The sequence below is a fragment of the Aeromonas sp. 600948 genome, assembly GCF_049174875.1.
GTDB lineage: Bacteria > Pseudomonadota > Gammaproteobacteria > Enterobacterales > Aeromonadaceae > Aeromonas > Aeromonas veronii_A.
Genome location: NZ_JAAKTY010000021.1, coordinates 1 through 16,721, shown reverse-complemented (window position 1 = coordinate 16,721; position 16,721 = coordinate 1). Strand labels below are relative to the sequence as shown.

The 16,721-nt window shown below is 60.7% G+C and carries 19 protein-coding genes; 11 read left to right on the top strand and 8 right to left on the bottom strand.

Going from position 1 to position 16,721, the window contains the following annotated elements; all coding sequences use genetic code 11:
* Positions 1-22: 22 nt before the first annotated feature.
* Complete coding sequence (gene galE / locus G5182_RS16200) at positions 23-1,036, top strand: UDP-glucose 4-epimerase GalE (RefSeq protein ID WP_005335608.1); 1,014 nt, start codon at positions 23-25, stop codon at positions 1,034-1,036.
* Between the two features lie 69 nt (positions 1,037-1,105).
* On the opposite strand, the gene G5182_RS16195 is transcribed toward galE, so the two are convergent.
* Entirely contained in the window at positions 1,106-1,807 is a 702-nt protein-coding gene (locus tag G5182_RS16195; RefSeq protein ID WP_421254530.1) for a phosphatase PAP2 family protein, read from the bottom strand.
* Positions 1,808-2,064: 257 nt separating this feature from the next.
* Between G5182_RS16195 and mpl the strand changes: the two genes are divergently transcribed.
* Together mpl and G5182_RS16185 are read left to right on the top strand one after the other, a co-directional pair.
* Positions 2,065-3,435, top strand: coding sequence for a UDP-N-acetylmuramate:L-alanyl-gamma-D-glutamyl-meso-diaminopimelate ligase (mpl, locus tag G5182_RS16190; RefSeq protein WP_042030470.1), 1,371 nt, complete (start codon positions 2,065-2,067; stop codon positions 3,433-3,435).
* Entirely contained in the window at positions 3,432-4,043 is a 612-nt protein-coding gene (locus G5182_RS16185; protein ID WP_069529846.1) for a flavin prenyltransferase UbiX, read from the top strand. Before mpl ends, G5182_RS16185 begins: the two co-directional genes overlap by 4 nt.
* A 72-nt stretch (positions 4,044-4,115) precedes the next feature.
* On the opposite strand, the gene G5182_RS16180 is transcribed toward G5182_RS16185, so the two are convergent.
* Positions 4,116-4,730, bottom strand: a complete 615-nt coding sequence (locus tag G5182_RS16180) for a TetR/AcrR family transcriptional regulator (protein WP_042079938.1) — start codon at positions 4,728-4,730, stop codon at positions 4,116-4,118.
* A 201-nt stretch (positions 4,731-4,931) separates the two neighbouring features.
* Between G5182_RS16180 and hpt the strand changes: the two genes are divergently transcribed.
* The 8 genes from hpt (at position 4,932) to G5182_RS16140 (ending at position 10,702) form a co-directional block, all read left to right on the top strand.
* Complete coding sequence (hpt, locus tag G5182_RS16175; RefSeq protein WP_368166394.1) at positions 4,932-5,462, top strand: hypoxanthine phosphoribosyltransferase; 531 nt, start codon at positions 4,932-4,934, stop codon at positions 5,460-5,462.
* Positions 5,463-5,573: 111 nt separating this feature from the next.
* Entirely contained in the window at positions 5,574-6,491 is a 918-nt protein-coding gene (locus G5182_RS16170; protein WP_005354634.1) for an ABC transporter ATP-binding protein, read from the top strand.
* Positions 6,488-7,261, top strand: a complete 774-nt coding sequence (locus G5182_RS16165; protein ID WP_005362866.1) for an ABC transporter permease — start codon at positions 6,488-6,490, stop codon at positions 7,259-7,261. The genes G5182_RS16170 and G5182_RS16165 overlap by 4 nt, the downstream gene beginning before the upstream one ends.
* A gap of 226 nt (positions 7,262-7,487) precedes the next feature.
* Entirely contained in the window at positions 7,488-8,639 is a 1,152-nt protein-coding gene (locus tag G5182_RS16160; RefSeq protein WP_421231307.1) for a double-cubane-cluster-containing anaerobic reductase, read from the top strand.
* A 9-nt stretch (positions 8,640-8,648) separates the two neighbouring features.
* Positions 8,649-9,431, top strand: a complete 783-nt coding sequence (locus tag G5182_RS16155; protein WP_421231306.1) for an acyl-CoA dehydratase activase — start codon at positions 8,649-8,651, stop codon at positions 9,429-9,431.
* Positions 9,428-9,736, top strand: a complete 309-nt coding sequence (locus G5182_RS16150; RefSeq protein ID WP_149152221.1) for a DUF3343 domain-containing protein — start codon at positions 9,428-9,430, stop codon at positions 9,734-9,736. The genes G5182_RS16155 and G5182_RS16150 overlap by 4 nt, the downstream gene beginning before the upstream one ends.
* Positions 9,733-10,170: a MauE/DoxX family redox-associated membrane protein gene (locus G5182_RS16145; protein ID WP_149152220.1), complete on the top strand. Its 438-nt coding sequence runs from the start codon at positions 9,733-9,735 to the stop codon at positions 10,168-10,170. Before G5182_RS16150 ends, G5182_RS16145 begins: the two co-directional genes overlap by 4 nt.
* Before the next feature lie 4 nt (positions 10,171-10,174).
* Positions 10,175-10,702, top strand: coding sequence for a rhodanese-like domain-containing protein (locus G5182_RS16140; RefSeq protein WP_421231305.1), 528 nt, complete (start codon positions 10,175-10,177; stop codon positions 10,700-10,702).
* Positions 10,703-10,785: 83 nt separating this feature from the next.
* On the opposite strand, the gene G5182_RS16135 is transcribed toward G5182_RS16140, so the two are convergent.
* The 6 genes from G5182_RS16135 to pcnB all read right to left on the bottom strand — a co-directional run bounded on the left by G5182_RS16135 (position 10,786) and on the right by pcnB (position 16,515).
* Positions 10,786-12,150 carry a cation:dicarboxylate symporter family transporter gene (locus G5182_RS16135; RefSeq protein ID WP_421231339.1) on the bottom strand — a complete coding sequence of 455 codons (1,365 nt, stop codon included), beginning with the start codon at positions 12,148-12,150 and terminating at the stop codon, positions 10,786-10,788.
* A gap of 152 nt (positions 12,151-12,302) precedes the next feature.
* Entirely contained in the window at positions 12,303-12,653 is a 351-nt protein-coding gene (locus G5182_RS16130; RefSeq protein ID WP_005354654.1) for a putative quinol monooxygenase, read from the bottom strand.
* A gap of 24 nt (positions 12,654-12,677) precedes the next feature.
* Positions 12,678-13,535, bottom strand: a complete 858-nt coding sequence (gene panC, locus G5182_RS16125; protein ID WP_421254529.1) for a pantoate--beta-alanine ligase — start codon at positions 13,533-13,535, stop codon at positions 12,678-12,680.
* A gap of 201 nt (positions 13,536-13,736) precedes the next feature.
* A complete protein-coding gene (gene panB, locus G5182_RS16120) occupies positions 13,737-14,531 on the bottom strand; it encodes a 3-methyl-2-oxobutanoate hydroxymethyltransferase (RefSeq protein ID WP_005335640.1) in 795 nt (264 codons plus the stop codon).
* Positions 14,528-15,037, bottom strand: a complete 510-nt coding sequence (folK, locus tag G5182_RS16115) for a 2-amino-4-hydroxy-6-hydroxymethyldihydropteridine diphosphokinase (RefSeq protein WP_202005848.1) — start codon at positions 15,035-15,037, stop codon at positions 14,528-14,530. The genes panB and folK overlap by 4 nt, the downstream gene beginning before the upstream one ends.
* Before the next feature lie 11 nt (positions 15,038-15,048).
* Positions 15,049-16,515, bottom strand: a complete 1,467-nt coding sequence (gene pcnB / locus G5182_RS16110; RefSeq protein WP_323888564.1) for a polynucleotide adenylyltransferase PcnB — start codon at positions 16,513-16,515, stop codon at positions 15,049-15,051.
* Positions 16,516-16,721 lie beyond the last annotated feature (206 nt).

Genomic DNA, 16,721 nt, shown 5'->3' with positions numbered 1-16,721 from the left:
TCACCAGAACACGGGATAAAAAATGACAATACTGGTCACAGGGGGCGCTGGCTATATCGGCTCCCACACCCTGGTTGAGCTGCTCGGCGCGGGGCAGCAGGTCGTGGTACTCGACAACCTCTCCAACTCCTCACCGGAGTCACTCAAGCGGGTCGAGCAGATCACCGGTAAACCGGTCACCTTCGTCGAAGGGGATGTGCTGGACAGAGCCTGCCTGCAGCAGCTGTTCGCCAACCACCAGATCGAATCGGTCATCCACTTCGCCGGCCTCAAGGCGGTCGGGGAGTCGAGCCAGATCCCGCTCACCTACTACCAGAACAACATCAGCGGCACTCTGGTGCTGTGCGAAGAGATGGCCAAGGCCGGGGTTTTCCGGCTGGTATTCAGCTCCTCGGCCACCGTCTATGGCGATCCCGCCTCGGTGCCGCTGCGGGAAGATTTCCCCACCAGCGCCACCAACCCCTATGGTCGCTCCAAGCTGATGGTGGAGGAGATCCTGCGTGATCTCGCCAAATCCGATCCCCGCTGGGCTATCGTACTGCTGCGTTACTTCAACCCGGTCGGCGCCCACGAGAGCGGCCTGATTGGTGAAGATCCCAACGGCATCCCCAACAACCTGCTGCCCTATATCAGCCAAGTGGGTGTCGGCAAGCTCAAGGAGCTGGGGGTATTTGGCAACGACTACCCGACCCCGGATGGCACCGGCGTACGCGACTACATCCATGTGGTGGATCTCGCCATCGGTCACCTGAAAGCACTGGCACGCATCAAGAGCGACACCGGCGTCTTCACCTACAACCTGGGCACAGGTCAAGGCTACTCGGTACTGGAGATGGTCAAGGCGTTTGAAGCGGCCAGTGGCCGACCCATTCCCTACCAGATCAAACCCCGTCGCCCGGGCGACATCGCCGAGTGCTGGGCAGAGCCAACGCTGGCCCGTGCCGAGCTGGGTTGGCAGGCTGAGCGCGGTCTGGAGCAGATGATGGTCGATACCTGGCGCTGGCAAAGCAACAACCCGAACGGCTATCAAGGCTGATCTCTCGCGGGTGGATAACAAAACGCCCCGACATTTTCATGTCGGGGCGTTTTATTTTGCGACATTCAATCAGTGGGTCTGACTGCGCAGCAGCGGCACACGGGCCAATCGGGGGGCGATGCGGTTTATCAGCCGATCCGCCAGCGGGGTCAGCAGCAACCAGGACAGACAGAGGGTCGCCAGCCCCAGCGCGCCGACGTAGACATCGGTAAACCAGTGAGCACCAGCCAGAATGCGCGGCGCGGAGAAGATCGGCACCATCAGCAATGCGGTGACTCCCGCCCAGCGCGGCAGATAGCGCAGGGCAAAACCGGCGAAGATCATCAGGAACAGGGCGTGATCCCCGGGGAAGCTGTCACCGGAAGAGTCCTTGGTCGGAATACCGCTGATCTGGGTCACCCGCAGCGCATCGGCCACCATCAGGGTCGGACTGGGTCGCTCCACCGGCAATCGGTGACCAAGCAGGTTGATCACCAGAGCACTCAGCAGCATCACTATGCCCATCGCTACCAGTTGGCGACGACCCGCCAAATCCCGGGCGAAGAAGCAGCGGGCCAGGATCAGCCCCATACAGGCCAGCACCGCCAGATCGAACAGCCGGTTGTTGGTGATGGCCACCAGATCGGCCCACAGAGCCGACTGGCCGAGCCAGCCGTTAACGGTGTGAAAAATCGTGAGGTCCCACTGATCCCAGGGACCATGAGCGGGCAGCGCAGCCCAACTGATGGCCACCAGACCACCGACCAGATAGCAAAGCAGGAACTTGCCCATGGGGACTCTCCTTTGGAAAAGGGCGATATCGTAAAACTGTAGAGTGCGTCACAAAACCGAAGAATTGTAAGAAAGTGCGACACAATATCAAGTCTCAAATAAAGCCTTCCAGCCCATTCCAATCTCGCATATCCCAACAGCGCCAAGATTTCTGCCTCCAGTGCTGCATCTGTGGCCTCTCACCATGAGTGCGGCTTGTGCCACCACCGCAACACCCCCTAGAATGCGCACTTCCCTTTACTGCGAAAGGAAGCGGTATGCATATTCACATTCTCGGGATCTGCGGCACCTTTATGGGTGGTCTGGCGGTGTTGGCAAAACAGCTTGGTTACCGGGTGACCGGTTCGGATGCCAACGTCTATCCCCCCATGAGTACCCAGCTCGAGCAACAGGGCATTGAACTGACCGAAGGCTATGACCCCTCCCAACTCGATCCGGCGCCGGATCTGGTGGTGATCGGCAACGCCATGAGCCGCGGCAACCCCTGTGTTGAATATGTGCTGGACCGCAATCTGCCCTACATCTCCGGCCCCCAGTGGCTGCTGGAGCACGTGCTGCAAGATCGCTGGGTGCTGGCCGTAGCCGGCACCCACGGCAAGACCACCACCGCCAGCATGCTGGCCTGGGTGCTGGAGTACGCCAAGCTGGAGCCCGGTTTCCTTATTGGCGGCGTGCCGGGCAACTTCCCGGTCTCGGCCCGCCTCGGCTCTGCCCCCTTCTTCGTGATCGAAGCGGACGAATATGACTGCGCCTTCTTCGACAAACGCTCCAAGTTCGTCCACTACCACCCGCGCACCCTGGTGATGAACAACCTGGAGTTCGATCACGCGGATATCTTCCCGGATCTCGCCGCTATCCAACGTCAGTTCCACCACCTGATGCGCACCGTGCCAAGCAACGGCCGGGTGCTGTTCCCGCAGGCGGATGACAACCTCACCGCCGTGCGCAAGATGGGCTGCTGGAGTGAAGTAGAGCTGGTGGGTCAGGACGACGCCAAGTGGAAAGCGGTCAAGCTGGCCGATGACGGCTCCGCCTTCGAGGTGTGGCTGGATGGCGAGAAACAGGGCGAAGTGCACTGGGAGTGCATCGGCGAACACAACGTCAACAACGGTCTGATGGCCATTGCCGCCGCACGTCATGCTGGCGTGATGGTGGAGCATGGCATCGCCGCCCTCTGCCAGTTCAAATCCCCCAAGCGACGAATGGAACTCAAGGGCGAGGTGGCCGGCATCAGTGTCTATGACGACTTTGCCCACCACCCCACCGCCATCGAGACCACCCTCGGCGGCCTGCGCGCCAAAGTGGGCGAGGCCCGCATTCTGGCGGTGCTGGAGCCACGCTCCAACACCATGAAGCTGGGGGTTCACAAGGAGGAGCTGGCTGGCTGCTTCGATGGCGCCGACGAGGTGTTCTTCTTCCAACCCCCCAACATCGGCTGGGATCTCGGCGAGGTGACGGCCCATATGACCCGACCCGCCAAGGTATTCAACGATCTGGAGACCCTGATCAACCGGTTGGTGGCCGAGAGCCGCGATGGCGACCATATTCTGATCATGAGCAACGGCGGCTTCGGCGGTATTCATGACAAGCTGATCGCCCGCCTCAAGGATTACCACGGCGAACTATGAACAAAGCGATCACCCTGGCACTGACTGGCGCCTCCGGCGCCCCCTACGCCCTGCGCCTGCTCCAGTGTCTGGTGCAAGCGGACTATCGGGTCTATCTGCTCGCCTCATCGGCAGCTCGTGTGGTACTCAAGACCGAGCAGCAGCAGGATTGGCCCGGCTCGCCGAAAGAGCTCTCTGCCTATCTTTGTCGCCAATATGGCGCCAAGGAGGGGCAGATCGTGGCCTGCGGCAAAGAGGAGTGGTTCTCGCCGGTGGCCTCCGGTTCGGCAGCCCCCAAACAGATGGTTGTCTGCCCCTGCTCCATGGGCACCGTCTCGGCCATTGCCAACGGCACCTCGGACAACCTGCTGGAACGGGCAGCGGACGTGGTGATCAAGGAGCGCGGCCAGCTGATCCTGGTGCCCCGCGAAACCCCCTTCTCGGCGATCCATCTGGAGAACATGCTGAAACTGGCACGGCTCGGGGTGACCATCATGCCCGCTGCGCCCGGTTTCTATCATGAGCCGAAAAGCATCGCTGATCTGGTGGACTTTATGGTCGCCCGCATCCTCGATCATCTGGGTGTCGAGCATGAGTTGACCCACCGCTGGGGCTATGGGCACCACTGAGCGGACCGCCATATCCGGCCATAAAAAAACGGCGCCACTCAATGAGTGACGCCGTTTTTTCGTTAAGCAGTGTTAGCGAGCCTGAATTGGCGCCGTCACGTACTTGAACAGGAAATCAGTCACCTCTTGGCGCGCCGGGCGCTGAGGTTGATTGATCATCTGCATCATCACATAGCCAAAACCGGTCAAAGAGCGGGCCAGATCTTGTGCTGACAGCACGCTGGTGATCTCCCCTGCATCCATGGCGGTTTGCAGCTCGCTGGCGATCAGCTCAAGGCAGTGATCGAGCAGCCGGGTATAGCGGGGCCATACCTCTTCCCGAACCGATGAGCTCCACTCCAGCCAGATACCGGCATAATCCGGTTGATCGTAGGCGGCATCGACAGAGAGGCGTACATGACGCTGGATCTTGTCGAAAATGGAGCCCTGGTCACCGTATGCCTGCGACAGCATCTGGTTCACAAAGCGTTCGATCTCGGCCAGCACCTCATCTACCAACTCCTCGCGGGTGTTGAAATAGTTGAAGACGGTAGCCACAGAGACCTTGGCCTGTTCGGCTATCTCGGCGTGACCTGCACGGCCAATGCCGCGACGGGAGAACACCTCGATGGCACATTCCATCAATTGGGAGCGACGAGCTTCCGGCGACAGCCGGGTACGACGTCTTATTTCTGCGCGTGGTTCCATAGTTTTTATCATCTAATAGTTATTGATTATGGTGTTTATAGTATTTTAACTAATCATGCCTGAGTGCCTGCTAACTCTATCAATTAAAATAAGCTGATAAAAGCACCACGTATCTCTAGCACCCTTCGACATGAGTGGTAGAATCATCGGTTTTGATATTCATGAACGGCCAAATCCCCTTTGGCCTTATGGGAGTAAGTGATGAAACACACCGTCGAGGTGATGATCTCCGAGGCTGAAATCGCCGCCCGGATCGCCAAATTGGGTGAAGAGATCACCGCCCGCTATCAGGGTTCTGACGAAGTCGTGATGATTGCGCTGCTGCGCGGTTCCTGCATCTTCCTGGCCGACCTCTGCCGCCAGTGCCAGCTGCCCATCACTCTGGACTTCATGACAGCCTCCAGCTACGGCTCCGGCATGCACAGCACCCGTGACGTCCGCATCCTCAAAGACCTGGACGATGACATCAAGGGCAAGGATGTGGTGATCGTGGAAGACATCATCGACACCGGTTACACCCTCAACAAGGTGCGCGAGATCCTCTCCCTGCGCGAGCCGAAATCCCTGGCCATCTGCACCCTGCTGGACAAACCCTCCCGCCGCGAAGTGCAGGTGCCGGTCGACTGGATTGGCTTCGCCATTCCGGACGAATTCGTGGTCGGCTGTGGCATCGACTACGCCCAGAAGTACCGCAACCTGCCGTTTATCGGCAAAGTGGTACCCCAGGAGTAAGCCAGGTTCAGGAATATCACGGGTGAAGCGGTCTTGCGCCCTTTACTCTGTGCAGGCGGCCTTGGCCGCCTTTTCTGTATCGAGCCGGATTCAACCATCACAGAGGTTGCAATGAACGCATTGGAAATCAGCGGCCTGAAAAAGACCTATCAGGGGGGCGTCGAAGCCCTTAAAGGCATCGATCTTACCGTCAGGCAGGGGGATTTCTTCGCCCTGCTCGGCCCGAACGGCGCGGGCAAGTCCACCACCATCGGCGTCATCAGCTCGCTGGTGAACAAGAGCGCCGGCAAGGTGAAGGTGTTTGGCTACGACATCGACAGCGATCTCGAACAGGCCAAGGCCCAGCTCGGACTGGTGCCGCAGGAGTTCAACTTCAGCCAGTTCGAGAAGGTGATCCAGATTGTCACCCATCAGGCCGGTTTCTATGGCGTGCCCAAGGCGGAAGCCAAGATCCGCGCCGAGAAGTACCTGCGCCAGCTCGATCTGTGGGAGAAGCGCGACATGCCAGCCCGCACTCTCTCAGGCGGCATGAAGCGTCGCCTGATGATCGCCCGCGCCCTGATGCACGAGCCCAAGCTGCTGATCCTCGATGAACCGACCGCCGGGGTCGATATCGAGATCCGCCGCTCCATGTGGACCTTCCTCAAGGATCTCAACGAGCAGGGTGTCACCATTATTCTCACCACCCACTATCTGGAAGAGGCGGAGATGCTCTGCCGCAACATCGGCATCATCGACAAGGGTCGTCTGATCGAGAACACCAGCATGAAGAATCTGCTGGGCAAGCTGGGTCGCGAGACCTTCCTGCTCGACCTTGCGCCAGGTTCTGCCGTACCCGAGGTGCCAGAGTTCAACGGCCGCATGCCGGATGAGCGCACCCTTGAGGTGGATCTCGACAAGAGCCAGTCACTCAACAGCCTGTTCGAGCAGCTGTCGAACCAGCAGGTGCAGGTCGTGAGCATGCGCAACAAGGCCAACCGGCTGGAAGAGCTGTTCGTCAATCTGGTCGAAGAGGGGAGAAAAGCATGAATCTGGCCATCTACTACATCGCCTTCAAGAGCATTCTGGCCAAAGAGGTGAGCCGCTTTACCCGGATCTGGATCCAGACCTTGGTGCCACCGGCCATCACCATGAGCCTCTACTTCGTCATCTTCGGCAACCTGATCGGTTCGCGCATCGGTGACATGGGTGGCTTCACCTACATGGAGTTCATCGTGCCCGGCCTCATCATGATGTCGGTGATCACCAACTCCTACTCCAACGTTGCCTCCTCCTTCTTCAGCGCCAAGTTCCAGCGCAATATCGAGGAGATGCTGGTGGCACCGGTGCCCAACTACGTCATCATCGCCGGTTACGTGGGCGGTGGCGTGGCGCGCGGCCTCTGCGTCGGCCTTATCGTCACCCTGGTGTCGCTGTTCTTCGTGCCGCTGCAGATCCACCATCTGTTCAGCGTCTGCGTGACCGTGCTGCTGACCGCCATCCTCTTCTCGCTGGGTGGCCTTATCAACGCGGTGTTTGCCAAGACCTTCGACGACATCAGCATCATCCCCACCTTCGTGCTGACGCCGCTCACCTATCTGGGCGGGGTGTTCTACTCCATCAGCCTGCTGCCCCCCTTCTGGCAGGGGGTCTCCCAGGTGAACCCCATCATCTACATGGTGAACGCGTTCCGTTACGGCTTCCTCGGCATCTCCGACGTGCCGCTCGGCACCGCCTACCTCATCATCATCGGCTTTATCGTGGCCCTCTACGGTATCGCCTGGTGGCTTATCTCCCGCGGCACCGGGCTGCGCCACTAATGACCAAAACGGGCACCTCGCGGTGCCCGTTTTTTATTCCCCCTGTAGCCCCTTCAACCTGCCAGCCCCCTTCGCAATAACCTGCCTGTTATTAAGGCTTTACCTGACACCTTGTGATCCACCGCAATTTTCGAATTACCCCCAAAGGTATAATTCTCGCGATTGGATGTGCCGTCACGGATGGCACCTCCGTCTCTTCATTTCTCTCATCAGGGCAGGATCGCCTATGTCACTTATCACCGAGTTGCCAGCCATTTTCGATAGTTTTTCAGATGCCCGTCGTCAGGGCTTTCTGGCTGTGATGGCACTCAAGGAGCGACAGATCCCCCTGGTCGGCACCTACTGCACCTTCATGCCGCAAGAGGTGGCGATGGCCGCTGGCGCCGTGGTGGTATCGCTCTGCTCAACCAGCGACGAGACCATCGAGGAGGCCGAGAAAGAGCTGCCTCGCAACCTCTGCCCGCTAATCAAGAGCAGCTACGGTTTTGGCAAGACCGACAAGTGCCCCTACTTCTACTTCTCCGATCTGGTGGTGGGGGAAACCACCTGCGACGGTAAGAAGAAGATGTACGAGTACATGACCGAGTTCAAACCGGTGCATGTGATGCAGTTGCCCAACCGCGCCGATGACGAAGCCTCCCGCACCCTGTGGCGCAGCGAAATCGTCCGCTTCAAGGAGTTGCTGGAGCAGCAGTTCGGCAAGCCCATCAGCGAGCAGGCATTGCGAGACGCCATCGTGCTGAAAAACCGCGAGCGCCGCGCGCTGGCCGATTTCTACCGGCTGGGCCAGCTCAATCCACCGGCACTCAGCGGTACCGACCTGCTCAAGGTGGTCTATGGTGCCACCTTCCGCTTCGACAAGGAGCAGCTCATCAGCGAGCTGCAGGAGATGACCCGCCGCATCAAGGCCGAGTATGCCGAGGGCAAGCGGCTCAATGCCCGTCCGCGCATCCTCATCACCGGCTGCCCCATCGGCGGCGCAGCTGACAAGGTGGTGCGCCTCATCGAGGAGCACGGCGGCTGGGTGGTAGGTTACGAGAACTGCACCGGCGCCAAGGCGACCGAGCAGTGCGTCAGCGAGGAGGGCGACTTGTTCGATGCGCTGACCGACAAGTATCTGGCCATCGGCTGCTCCTGCATCTCCCCCAACCACCAGCGCATGAATCTGCTGAGCCAGATGGTGGAGGAGTATCAGGCAGACGGGGTGATCGATGTGATCCTGCAGGCCTGCCACACCTATGCGGTGGAGTCGCTCGCCATCAAGCGCCATGTGCGCGAACGCCATGGCATCCCCTACATGGCAGTCGAGACCGACTACTCCAGCGCCGACAAGGGACAACTGGCGACCCGGCTGGCTGCCTTTATCGAAATGCTGTGAGGAGGCGTCGTGTCACTCTCCATCGGGATTGACTCGGGCTCCACCGCGACCAAGGGGATCCTGTTCGACCACAGGGATGGCGGGCGTATCGTCCGCCGTTTTCTGGTGCCGACCCCCTTTCGTCCGCTGGCCGCCATCGAGCAAGGCTGGGAGGAGCTCTCGTCCGATTTGCCAGAGCGCCCCCACCTGACCCTGACCGGCTATGGCCGCGATCTGGCGTCGTTCGCCGATCGCCGGGTTACCGAGATCTCCTGCCATGGGCTGGGGGCTCGCCTGCTCTGCCCGTCGGTACACACCGTCATCGATATCGGCGGGCAGGATAGCAAGGTGATCCAGCTCGATAGCGACGGCAACCTCACCGACTTTCTGATGAACGACAAGTGTGCCGCCGGTACCGGTCGCTTTCTCGAGGTGATCACCCGCACTCTGGGTGCCCGGGTCGAGCAGCTTGACGAACTGCTGCAAGGGGCCGAGCCCCACGACATCAGCAGCATGTGTACCGTGTTTGCCGAATCGGAGGCGATCAGCCTGCGCTCGGCGGGCATTCCCGCCGAGTCGATCCTGGCCGGTATCGTCCGCTCCATGGCCCGGCGCAGTGCCAATTTTATCGGCCGCCTCGGCGCCCGACCGACCGTGCTCTTTACCGGCGGCGTCAGCCACTGCGCCACCTTCCGCCACTATCTGGCCGAAGGGTTGGGCTGCGAAGTGGCCACCCACCCGGACGCCCAGTTTGCCGGTGCGCTGGGGGCTGCCCTGTTCGGCGCGCGCGCCAGCACGGGAGGCAAATCATGAATCAGGAGTTTCTCTACCTGTTCCACTCCACCCTCGGCACGATCAGGATGCGCAAGCGGCTGGAGCAGCACGGTCAGTCGTTTCGGGTCTGCGATGTACCGCGCCTGCTCAGCGCCGGCTGTGGCCTCGCCATTCGCTTGCACTGCCCGCCAGACGAGTGGCAACAGTGGTGTCAGCACGGTGAAACCGCCGCTGTCTTTCACTGCGAAGCGGACGGCGACTATCAGGAGCTGGCACGCTACCCGGCCGATAGCCCGGACATGGCGAAGCAAACGCTTGTGGCTGGCAGTCGGAGTCATGGATGATAAAGATCTATCCCATGGCCGTTTATCTGCGCATGCTGGCCAATCTGGCGTTGGGGGGATTCTTCCTCGCCTCCGCCTGGTTCAAGCTGGCCTCCCCCGCCCTGTTCATCGAGCAGATCGGCGCCTTTGGCCTGATCTGGCCGCTGCTGATCCCGCCGGTGGCCTGGGGGCTGATCGCGCTGGAGCTCTGCGCAGGGCTTGCGGTCATCGCCAACCGGCGCTGGGGACTCTGGCTGGTGATCGGGCTGCTCACCCTGTTTATTCCGGTGTTGGGCTATGGCGTTGCCATCGGGCTCGACATCTCTTGCGGCTGTCTGGGCAGGGCTGATCTCGGCTCGTTGCCGGAGGCCATTGTGCGGGATCTGCTGCTACTGACGCTTGCGGGCGCCCTGCTGCGAACTTCCCGCCCCGTTTTTTTCGTTCGAAAGGAGTAGTGACATGATGACATTGCGATCCCGCACTCTGGTGGCCTCGCTGATCGCCGCCAGCTTTGCCCTCGCGGGCTGTGGCGACAACCAGTTCGAGCAGGAGGTGAAGCTTGAGCAATCGGCTGTGCAGCTGGCACAGGAGACGCAGCAGGGGGGCTATCAGCTGCTGACCGTGGCCGAGCTGAAAACCCGGATGGACAAAGGCGAGGAGCTGGTGATCATCGACACCATGCCCTATGAGGACTCCTACAAGAAGGAGCACATCCCGGGGGCCAAGAACTTTGTCTTCGTGAAGGAGGCCAAGGCCGGTGACAACTGGAGCGAGATTGTCGAGGGGAGCAGCACGGCGGAGCAGTTCCAGGCGCTGCTGGGTGAAGACAAAGCTCGCCCTGTGGTGATCTACTGCGGTTTCGTCAAGTGCGGCCGCAGCCACAACGCCGCCGCCTGGGCGGTCAATCAGGGCTATCAACAGGTCTATCGGGTGCCGGGCGGCATCTTCGCCTGGAAAGGCGCCGGTTACCCCGTCTCTGCCGAGTAACCGCGTCTGCCCACAAGGCAACACAGTCGATATGAAAGAAGCCCGCAACTGCGGGCTTCTTTCATATTGGGCAACACTCGGAGTTAACTGGCGGCCTGCGTCTGCACCGTCTCCACGTTGGCCAGCTGCTGCTTGCCCAGCAACCGTTTGGAGATCATCGCCGCCATGATGGAGCCGTTGACGTTGAGCGCGGTACGGCCCATATCCACCAGCGGCTCGATGGCGATCATCACCCCCACCAGCGCGATGGGGAAGTTGAGGGTGGAGAGCACGATCAGCGAGGCGAACGTCCCACCACCGCCGACGCCAGCCACCCCGATGGAGCCCAGCGCAATCACCGGCAGCAGAGTCAGCAGGAACAGGGGATCAAACGGGTTGATACCGAGCATGGGAGCAATCATCGCCACCATCATGGCCGGATAGATGCCGGCACAGCCGTTCTGGCCGAGGTTGGCACCGAACGAGGCGGCAAAGTTGGCGATGCTGGCGGGCACCCCAAGGCGCTGCTGGGTCTCGATGCTGAGGGGAATGGAGGCGGCGCTGCTGCGGGAGACAAAAGCGAAGGTGAGCACGCCCCACACTTCCCGCAGGTAGTGCAGCGGGTTCTGGCCGATCAGCAGCAGGATCACCATGTGCACCGCAAACATCGCCAGAATGGCGACGTAGCAGACCAGAATAAAGCCGAGCAGGCTGAGGATCTCGCTCAGCGGATAGTGAGCCACCACCCGGGCGATCAGTGCCATCACGCCATAGGGGGTGAGCGCAATCACCACCCGCACCATCTTCATCACCCACAGTTGCAGGGTGTCGATGGCCACGGCGGCGCGAGCCCCCGCCTGCGGATGCTCCGCCTTCAGCTGGAGCAGAGCAACCCCGGCCAACACGGTGAAGATCACCACGCCGATCACCGAGAGACCGCGGCTACCCGCCATATCGGCGGCAAAGTTGGTGGGCACCAGCGAGAGCAGCAGGGCAGGCAGGGTCTGGGCACTATCGATGGTGCTCATGCTCTGTTGCAGGGTGACGCTGTCGCTACCGTGGCTCAGCAGCCCGGCTGCGGTGAGACCGCTCAGGTGGGTGATGGTCATCCCCACCATACCGGCGATCATCACCAGGGTCAGCATGGAGCCGATCAGCACGGCGCTGATCTTGCCGAGGGACTGGGCCTGCTCCAGCTTGTTGATGGCGGAGAGGATCGAGGTGAACACCAGCGGCATCATCACCACCTTGAGCAGGCTGACATAGCCGCCGCCGATGATATTGACCCACTCCAGGGTCTGCTGAACGCCGGCATCATCGGCGCCCCAGCCCAGTTGCAGCGCCAGTCCGAACAGGGCACCAAGCAACAGACCCGCAAGCACCTTCCGCGAGAGCGGCAAACCGGTAGGCAACCGGGTGAGAGCAAAACAGAGCAGACAGAAAAAAAGCGATGCAATCAGGACAAACATCATGAATACCTGTAGCGGCCATCAGGCCGAAAGTGGATAGAAACGAAGGGAAATGCGGGCTGGGCCGCAGAACAAAACGCCGGAATGCAGGAGAGTGCAGGCGTGAAAAAGCAGCGGACGCCCGAGGGGGCGTCCGCTGGCATTCGGGGGAATTACTTCTTTACGGGGGCGTCGTACTGTTCGGGTTCGTCGCTATAGACGCAGACGTTCCACTTGGCGGCCAAACCATCTTCCGCCAGACAGTAACGCTCGAAGAAAGCCTTGATCTCCGCGCGCTGGCAGTGCGCCTCGAAAGCCGCCATATCTTGCCAAATCTCGTTGAATACGATGGGAAAGCTTTCCCCCTCGGCAAACGGGCTCGCGATGTGGCGGGTTACCCGATATTGCAGGCAACCATCCTCACGCAGGGTATTGGGCTCGAGCGCCTGCAGCACCTGAAACAGGGCCTGCTCCTGACCGGGTTTGGGCAGGAATTGGGCAATGCAGTAAACCTTCTTGGACATGGAGTCCTCCTGGTTGTGGCGGGCTCAGGCTTGCTGCAGCGTGACCACTTGATTGTCGATAAGGCGGGCCTTGCCAAGATAAGCAGCCATCAGGATCACCAGCTGCGCGCTCTCGTCAGTGGCGGATTCGAGGGTGGCGGCATCGACGATGTCGATGGCATCGGTACGAAAACCGGCGTTGTCGAGACGCTGGCTGGCCTGCGCCACCAAGGAGGGCAGGTGGTGGTCACCCGCTTCAATCTGCTCGGCGATCCAGTTCATGGTGCGCGCCAGCTCGGGGGCGATGGCCCGCTCGGCAGCTGTCAGGTAGCCGTTGCGCGAAGAGAGCGCCAGCCCGTCTTCGGCCCGCACGGTGGGCACACCGACGATCTCGATGGGCATCGCCATGTCGGCCACCATCTTTCGAATAAGCGCCAACTGCTGGTAATCCTTCTGGCCAAAGCAGGCCACATCCGGCTGTACCAGATTGAACAGCTTGGTAACGACTGTGCTGACCCCGCGGAAGTGACCCGGGCGCAGCGCTCCCTCCAGCAGATTGGAGAGGCTCGGCACCTCGACGAAGGTCTGGCTGGCCAGACCCTGCGGATACATGATCTCCGGGGTCGGGGTGAACACCATATCGACGCCGGCCGCTTCCAGCGCAGCGCAATCCTGCTCCAGGGTGCGCGGATAGTTGGCAAGATCCTCGGCCTTGTCGAACTGCATCGGGTTGACGAAGATGCTGACCACCACCTTCTCGGCGTGGCTGTGCGCCTCTTTCACCAGCGTCAGGTGGCCCTGATGCAGGTTACCCATGGTGGGCACAAATGCGATGGCACGCCCTTCACGGCGCCATTGGCTTATCTGCTCACGCAGAACGACGGGATTATTTACGACCAACATCAGCAGTTCACCTTCCGATAAATCAAAAAGAGAGACGGGTTGCATCTACCGGTAGCACTCGGGCGGAATGGGGCACGAACATGGCTATCAGCAGTTCACCTTTAGATGAATCAATAAGATACGGATTAGCTATACGGATTAACTGTGCGAGGCTGACAAGCAGAGACGGGGGCCGCAGCCCCCATCATGCAACAGCCAGGATCAGTTGAAGCAGTGCTCCGGGCCGGGGAAGCTCCCCTCGCTCACCTGCTGCACATAGAGGCGGATGGCGGCACGCACATCGCCGGTCTCGGCCAGGAAGTTCTTGGTGAACTTGGGCACATAGCCGGAGGTGACGCCAAAGGCATCGTGCATTACCAAAATCTGACCATCGGTCGCGGGGCCGGCACCAATGCCGATCACCGGGATGCGAAGCGCCTTGGTGATGCGCTCGGCCAGCGCAGTGGGCACACACTCGAGCACCAGCAGCTGGATACCGGCCGCTTGCAGTTCGAGGGCCTGACGGTAGATCTCCTGCGCCTGAAACTCATCGCGCCCCTGCACCTTGAAGCCGCCAAAGACATGAACGGATTGCGGAGTGAGGCCGAGGTGACCGCACACCGGCACCCCGTTGCGGGTGAGGTGGCGGATGGAGTCACAGAGCCAGTCGCCCCCTTCCATCTTCACCATGCGGGCACCGGCCGCCATCAGGCGGGCAGCGTTCTGGTAAGTCTGCTCGGGGGTGGCGTAGCTCATGAACGGCATGTCGGCGACCACCAGTGCCTTGCTGGCACCGCGCGCCACACAGCGGGTGTGATAGACCATCTCATCCATGTTGACCGCCAGGGTATCCTGACCCCCTTGCAGCACCATGCCCAGTGAATCGCCGATGAGCAGCACGTGGGCCCCCTCGTCGTCGAACAGCTTGGCAAAGGTGGCATCATAGGCGGTGATGGCGGTGAACTTTTGACCCTCCTGCTTCATCTTCAGCAGGCTGGCGGTGGTGATCTTGCTCATAGAGGCTCCTGTACGTCTGCACGCGGGGCAATGATGGCCAGATCATTGTGCGGGCAGCGGGCAACCAGTCGGGCGAGCGGGGTGCCGCAGGGCAGCACCAGAGCAGGCGCAATTTCGGCAAGGGGCAGCAGCACGAACTCCCGCTCCTTCATGCCGTAGTGGGGTACGATCAGACGCTCATGGTTGATCACCTGATCCCCACAGAGCAGCAGATCGAGATCCAGAGTTCTCGGCCCCCACCGCTCATCTTTGCGCACACGTCCCTGTTCCAGCTCGATTTTTTGTAATTGATCCAGCAGCGCAAGGGGCGCGAGCCGGGTATTGAGCCGGGCCACGGCATTGACGTAGTCCGGTTGGTCAGCAGGCCCCATGGGGCGGCTGCTGTAAAACGACGAGGCCTCCACCAGCACAGATTCCGGCAACCTTGCCAACGCGGCAACGGCGCGACGAGCCTGACCCAGCGGATCAGACAGGTTGGAACCAATGGCGATGAAGACCTCGGTCATCACGTCTGTTGTCACTCGGCCACTTTCGGTTTGCGGCGACGGGGGCGACGGCGGTTGCGGCTGTTGCTGCTGCGCTTCTCGCCATCGTGGCTGCGAGCCTCGCCGCGCTCACCGCTAGCCGGGCGACGGGTCGCTTCACGCTGCAGTTGCGGGCGCACATCCGGATTGGAGGCGACATAGCGCTCCCACCAGCTGGCCAGCTCGCCGAGACCGCGCTCGACCCGGTTGCGCAGCAACAGGAAGTCGAACGCCGCGCGGAACTTGGGATGCTCCATGGCGCGCTCGGGATGCTTGCCCTGACGACGGGTCAACCGCTGTTGCAGTGCCCAGATGTCGCGGACATCGGTGGTGAAACGGCGGGGAACGGCGATGATCCGCACCTGATTGTCCAGCACCTCGTTGATCGCCAGCATGAAAGCGTCATACCAGGGCAGGCCGCTCTCGTTCTCCAGCACCCGACCACGGGCCTCGACGCAGCCCCACAGCAGGGTGGCGTAGAGGAAGGCGGGAGTGACGCGTTTATCTTCACGAACGCGGGTATCGGTATCGATCAGTGCCTGCTCGATAAACTGCTCGTAGGGCGAGTTGCCGTGCGGGGTAAACAGCACAGCCACTTGCGGGAAGAGCTGTTGGAACAGGCCATACTCACGCAGCAGCTTGTAGGTCGCCAGACCGTCGCCAGCCAGGAACAGCTTGAGGGTCTCCTCAAACAGGCGGGCTGCAGGGATGTCTTGCAGCAGAGGCGCCAGCTCCTTGATGGGGGCGGCGGTACGCGGGCTGATGGTCATATCCAGCTTGGCGGCAAAGCGCACGGCGCGCAGCATACGCACCGGATCTTCACGATAACGGGTCTCGGGATCGCCGATCAGCTCAAGCTTGCGCTCGGCCAGATCTTCCAGACCCCCTTCGAAATCGTGCAGGGTGAAATCTTTGGCGCTGTAGTAGAGGGCGTTGACGGTAAAGTCGCGGCGCTCGGCATCCTCTTCGATGGTGCCGTAGACGTTGTCGCGCAGCAGCATGCCTTCATCAGACTGGGCCGACACATGTTTGCTGGTATTGACCTGATGGTGGTGACCCCGGAAGGTGGCCACTTCGATCACGTCACGACCAAAGACAATGTGGGCCAGGCGGAAACGACGGCCAATCAGGCGGCAGTTGCTGAACAGCGCCTTGATCTGCTCCGGCGTCGCATCGGTTGCGATGTCGAAATCCTTGGGCGTCTTCCCGAGCAGCAGATCCCGGACTCCGCCGCCGACCAGGTAGGCCTCATAGCCCCCTTTGTTCAGGCGATAGAGCACCTTGAGTGCATTCTCGCTGATCTCTTTGCGCGAAATAGGGTGCTGATCACGGCTTAAGGTACGACGTTGACCGGCGACACGGGCTGGAATGGGGGATTCCACCGACTGCTCGCCGTCTTCCTTGCCGAGCACCTTGCGGCAAAAGTTTGCGATCTGGGAAAAAATGGTACACCTCTTCATGACTTCTAAATTGACGGGAGGCCAAAAAATAGCGGCCTATCATAGCTCACGCCTAACCAAATGAAAAACCGTGCTGACAATTGATCCCGCATGAAACCGTCCGCCAGCGAAAATAGCGGTCAATCTGCACATAGCTCACGCCTAACCAAATGAAAAACCGTGCTGACAATTGATCCCGCATGAAACCGTCCGCCAGCGAAAATAGC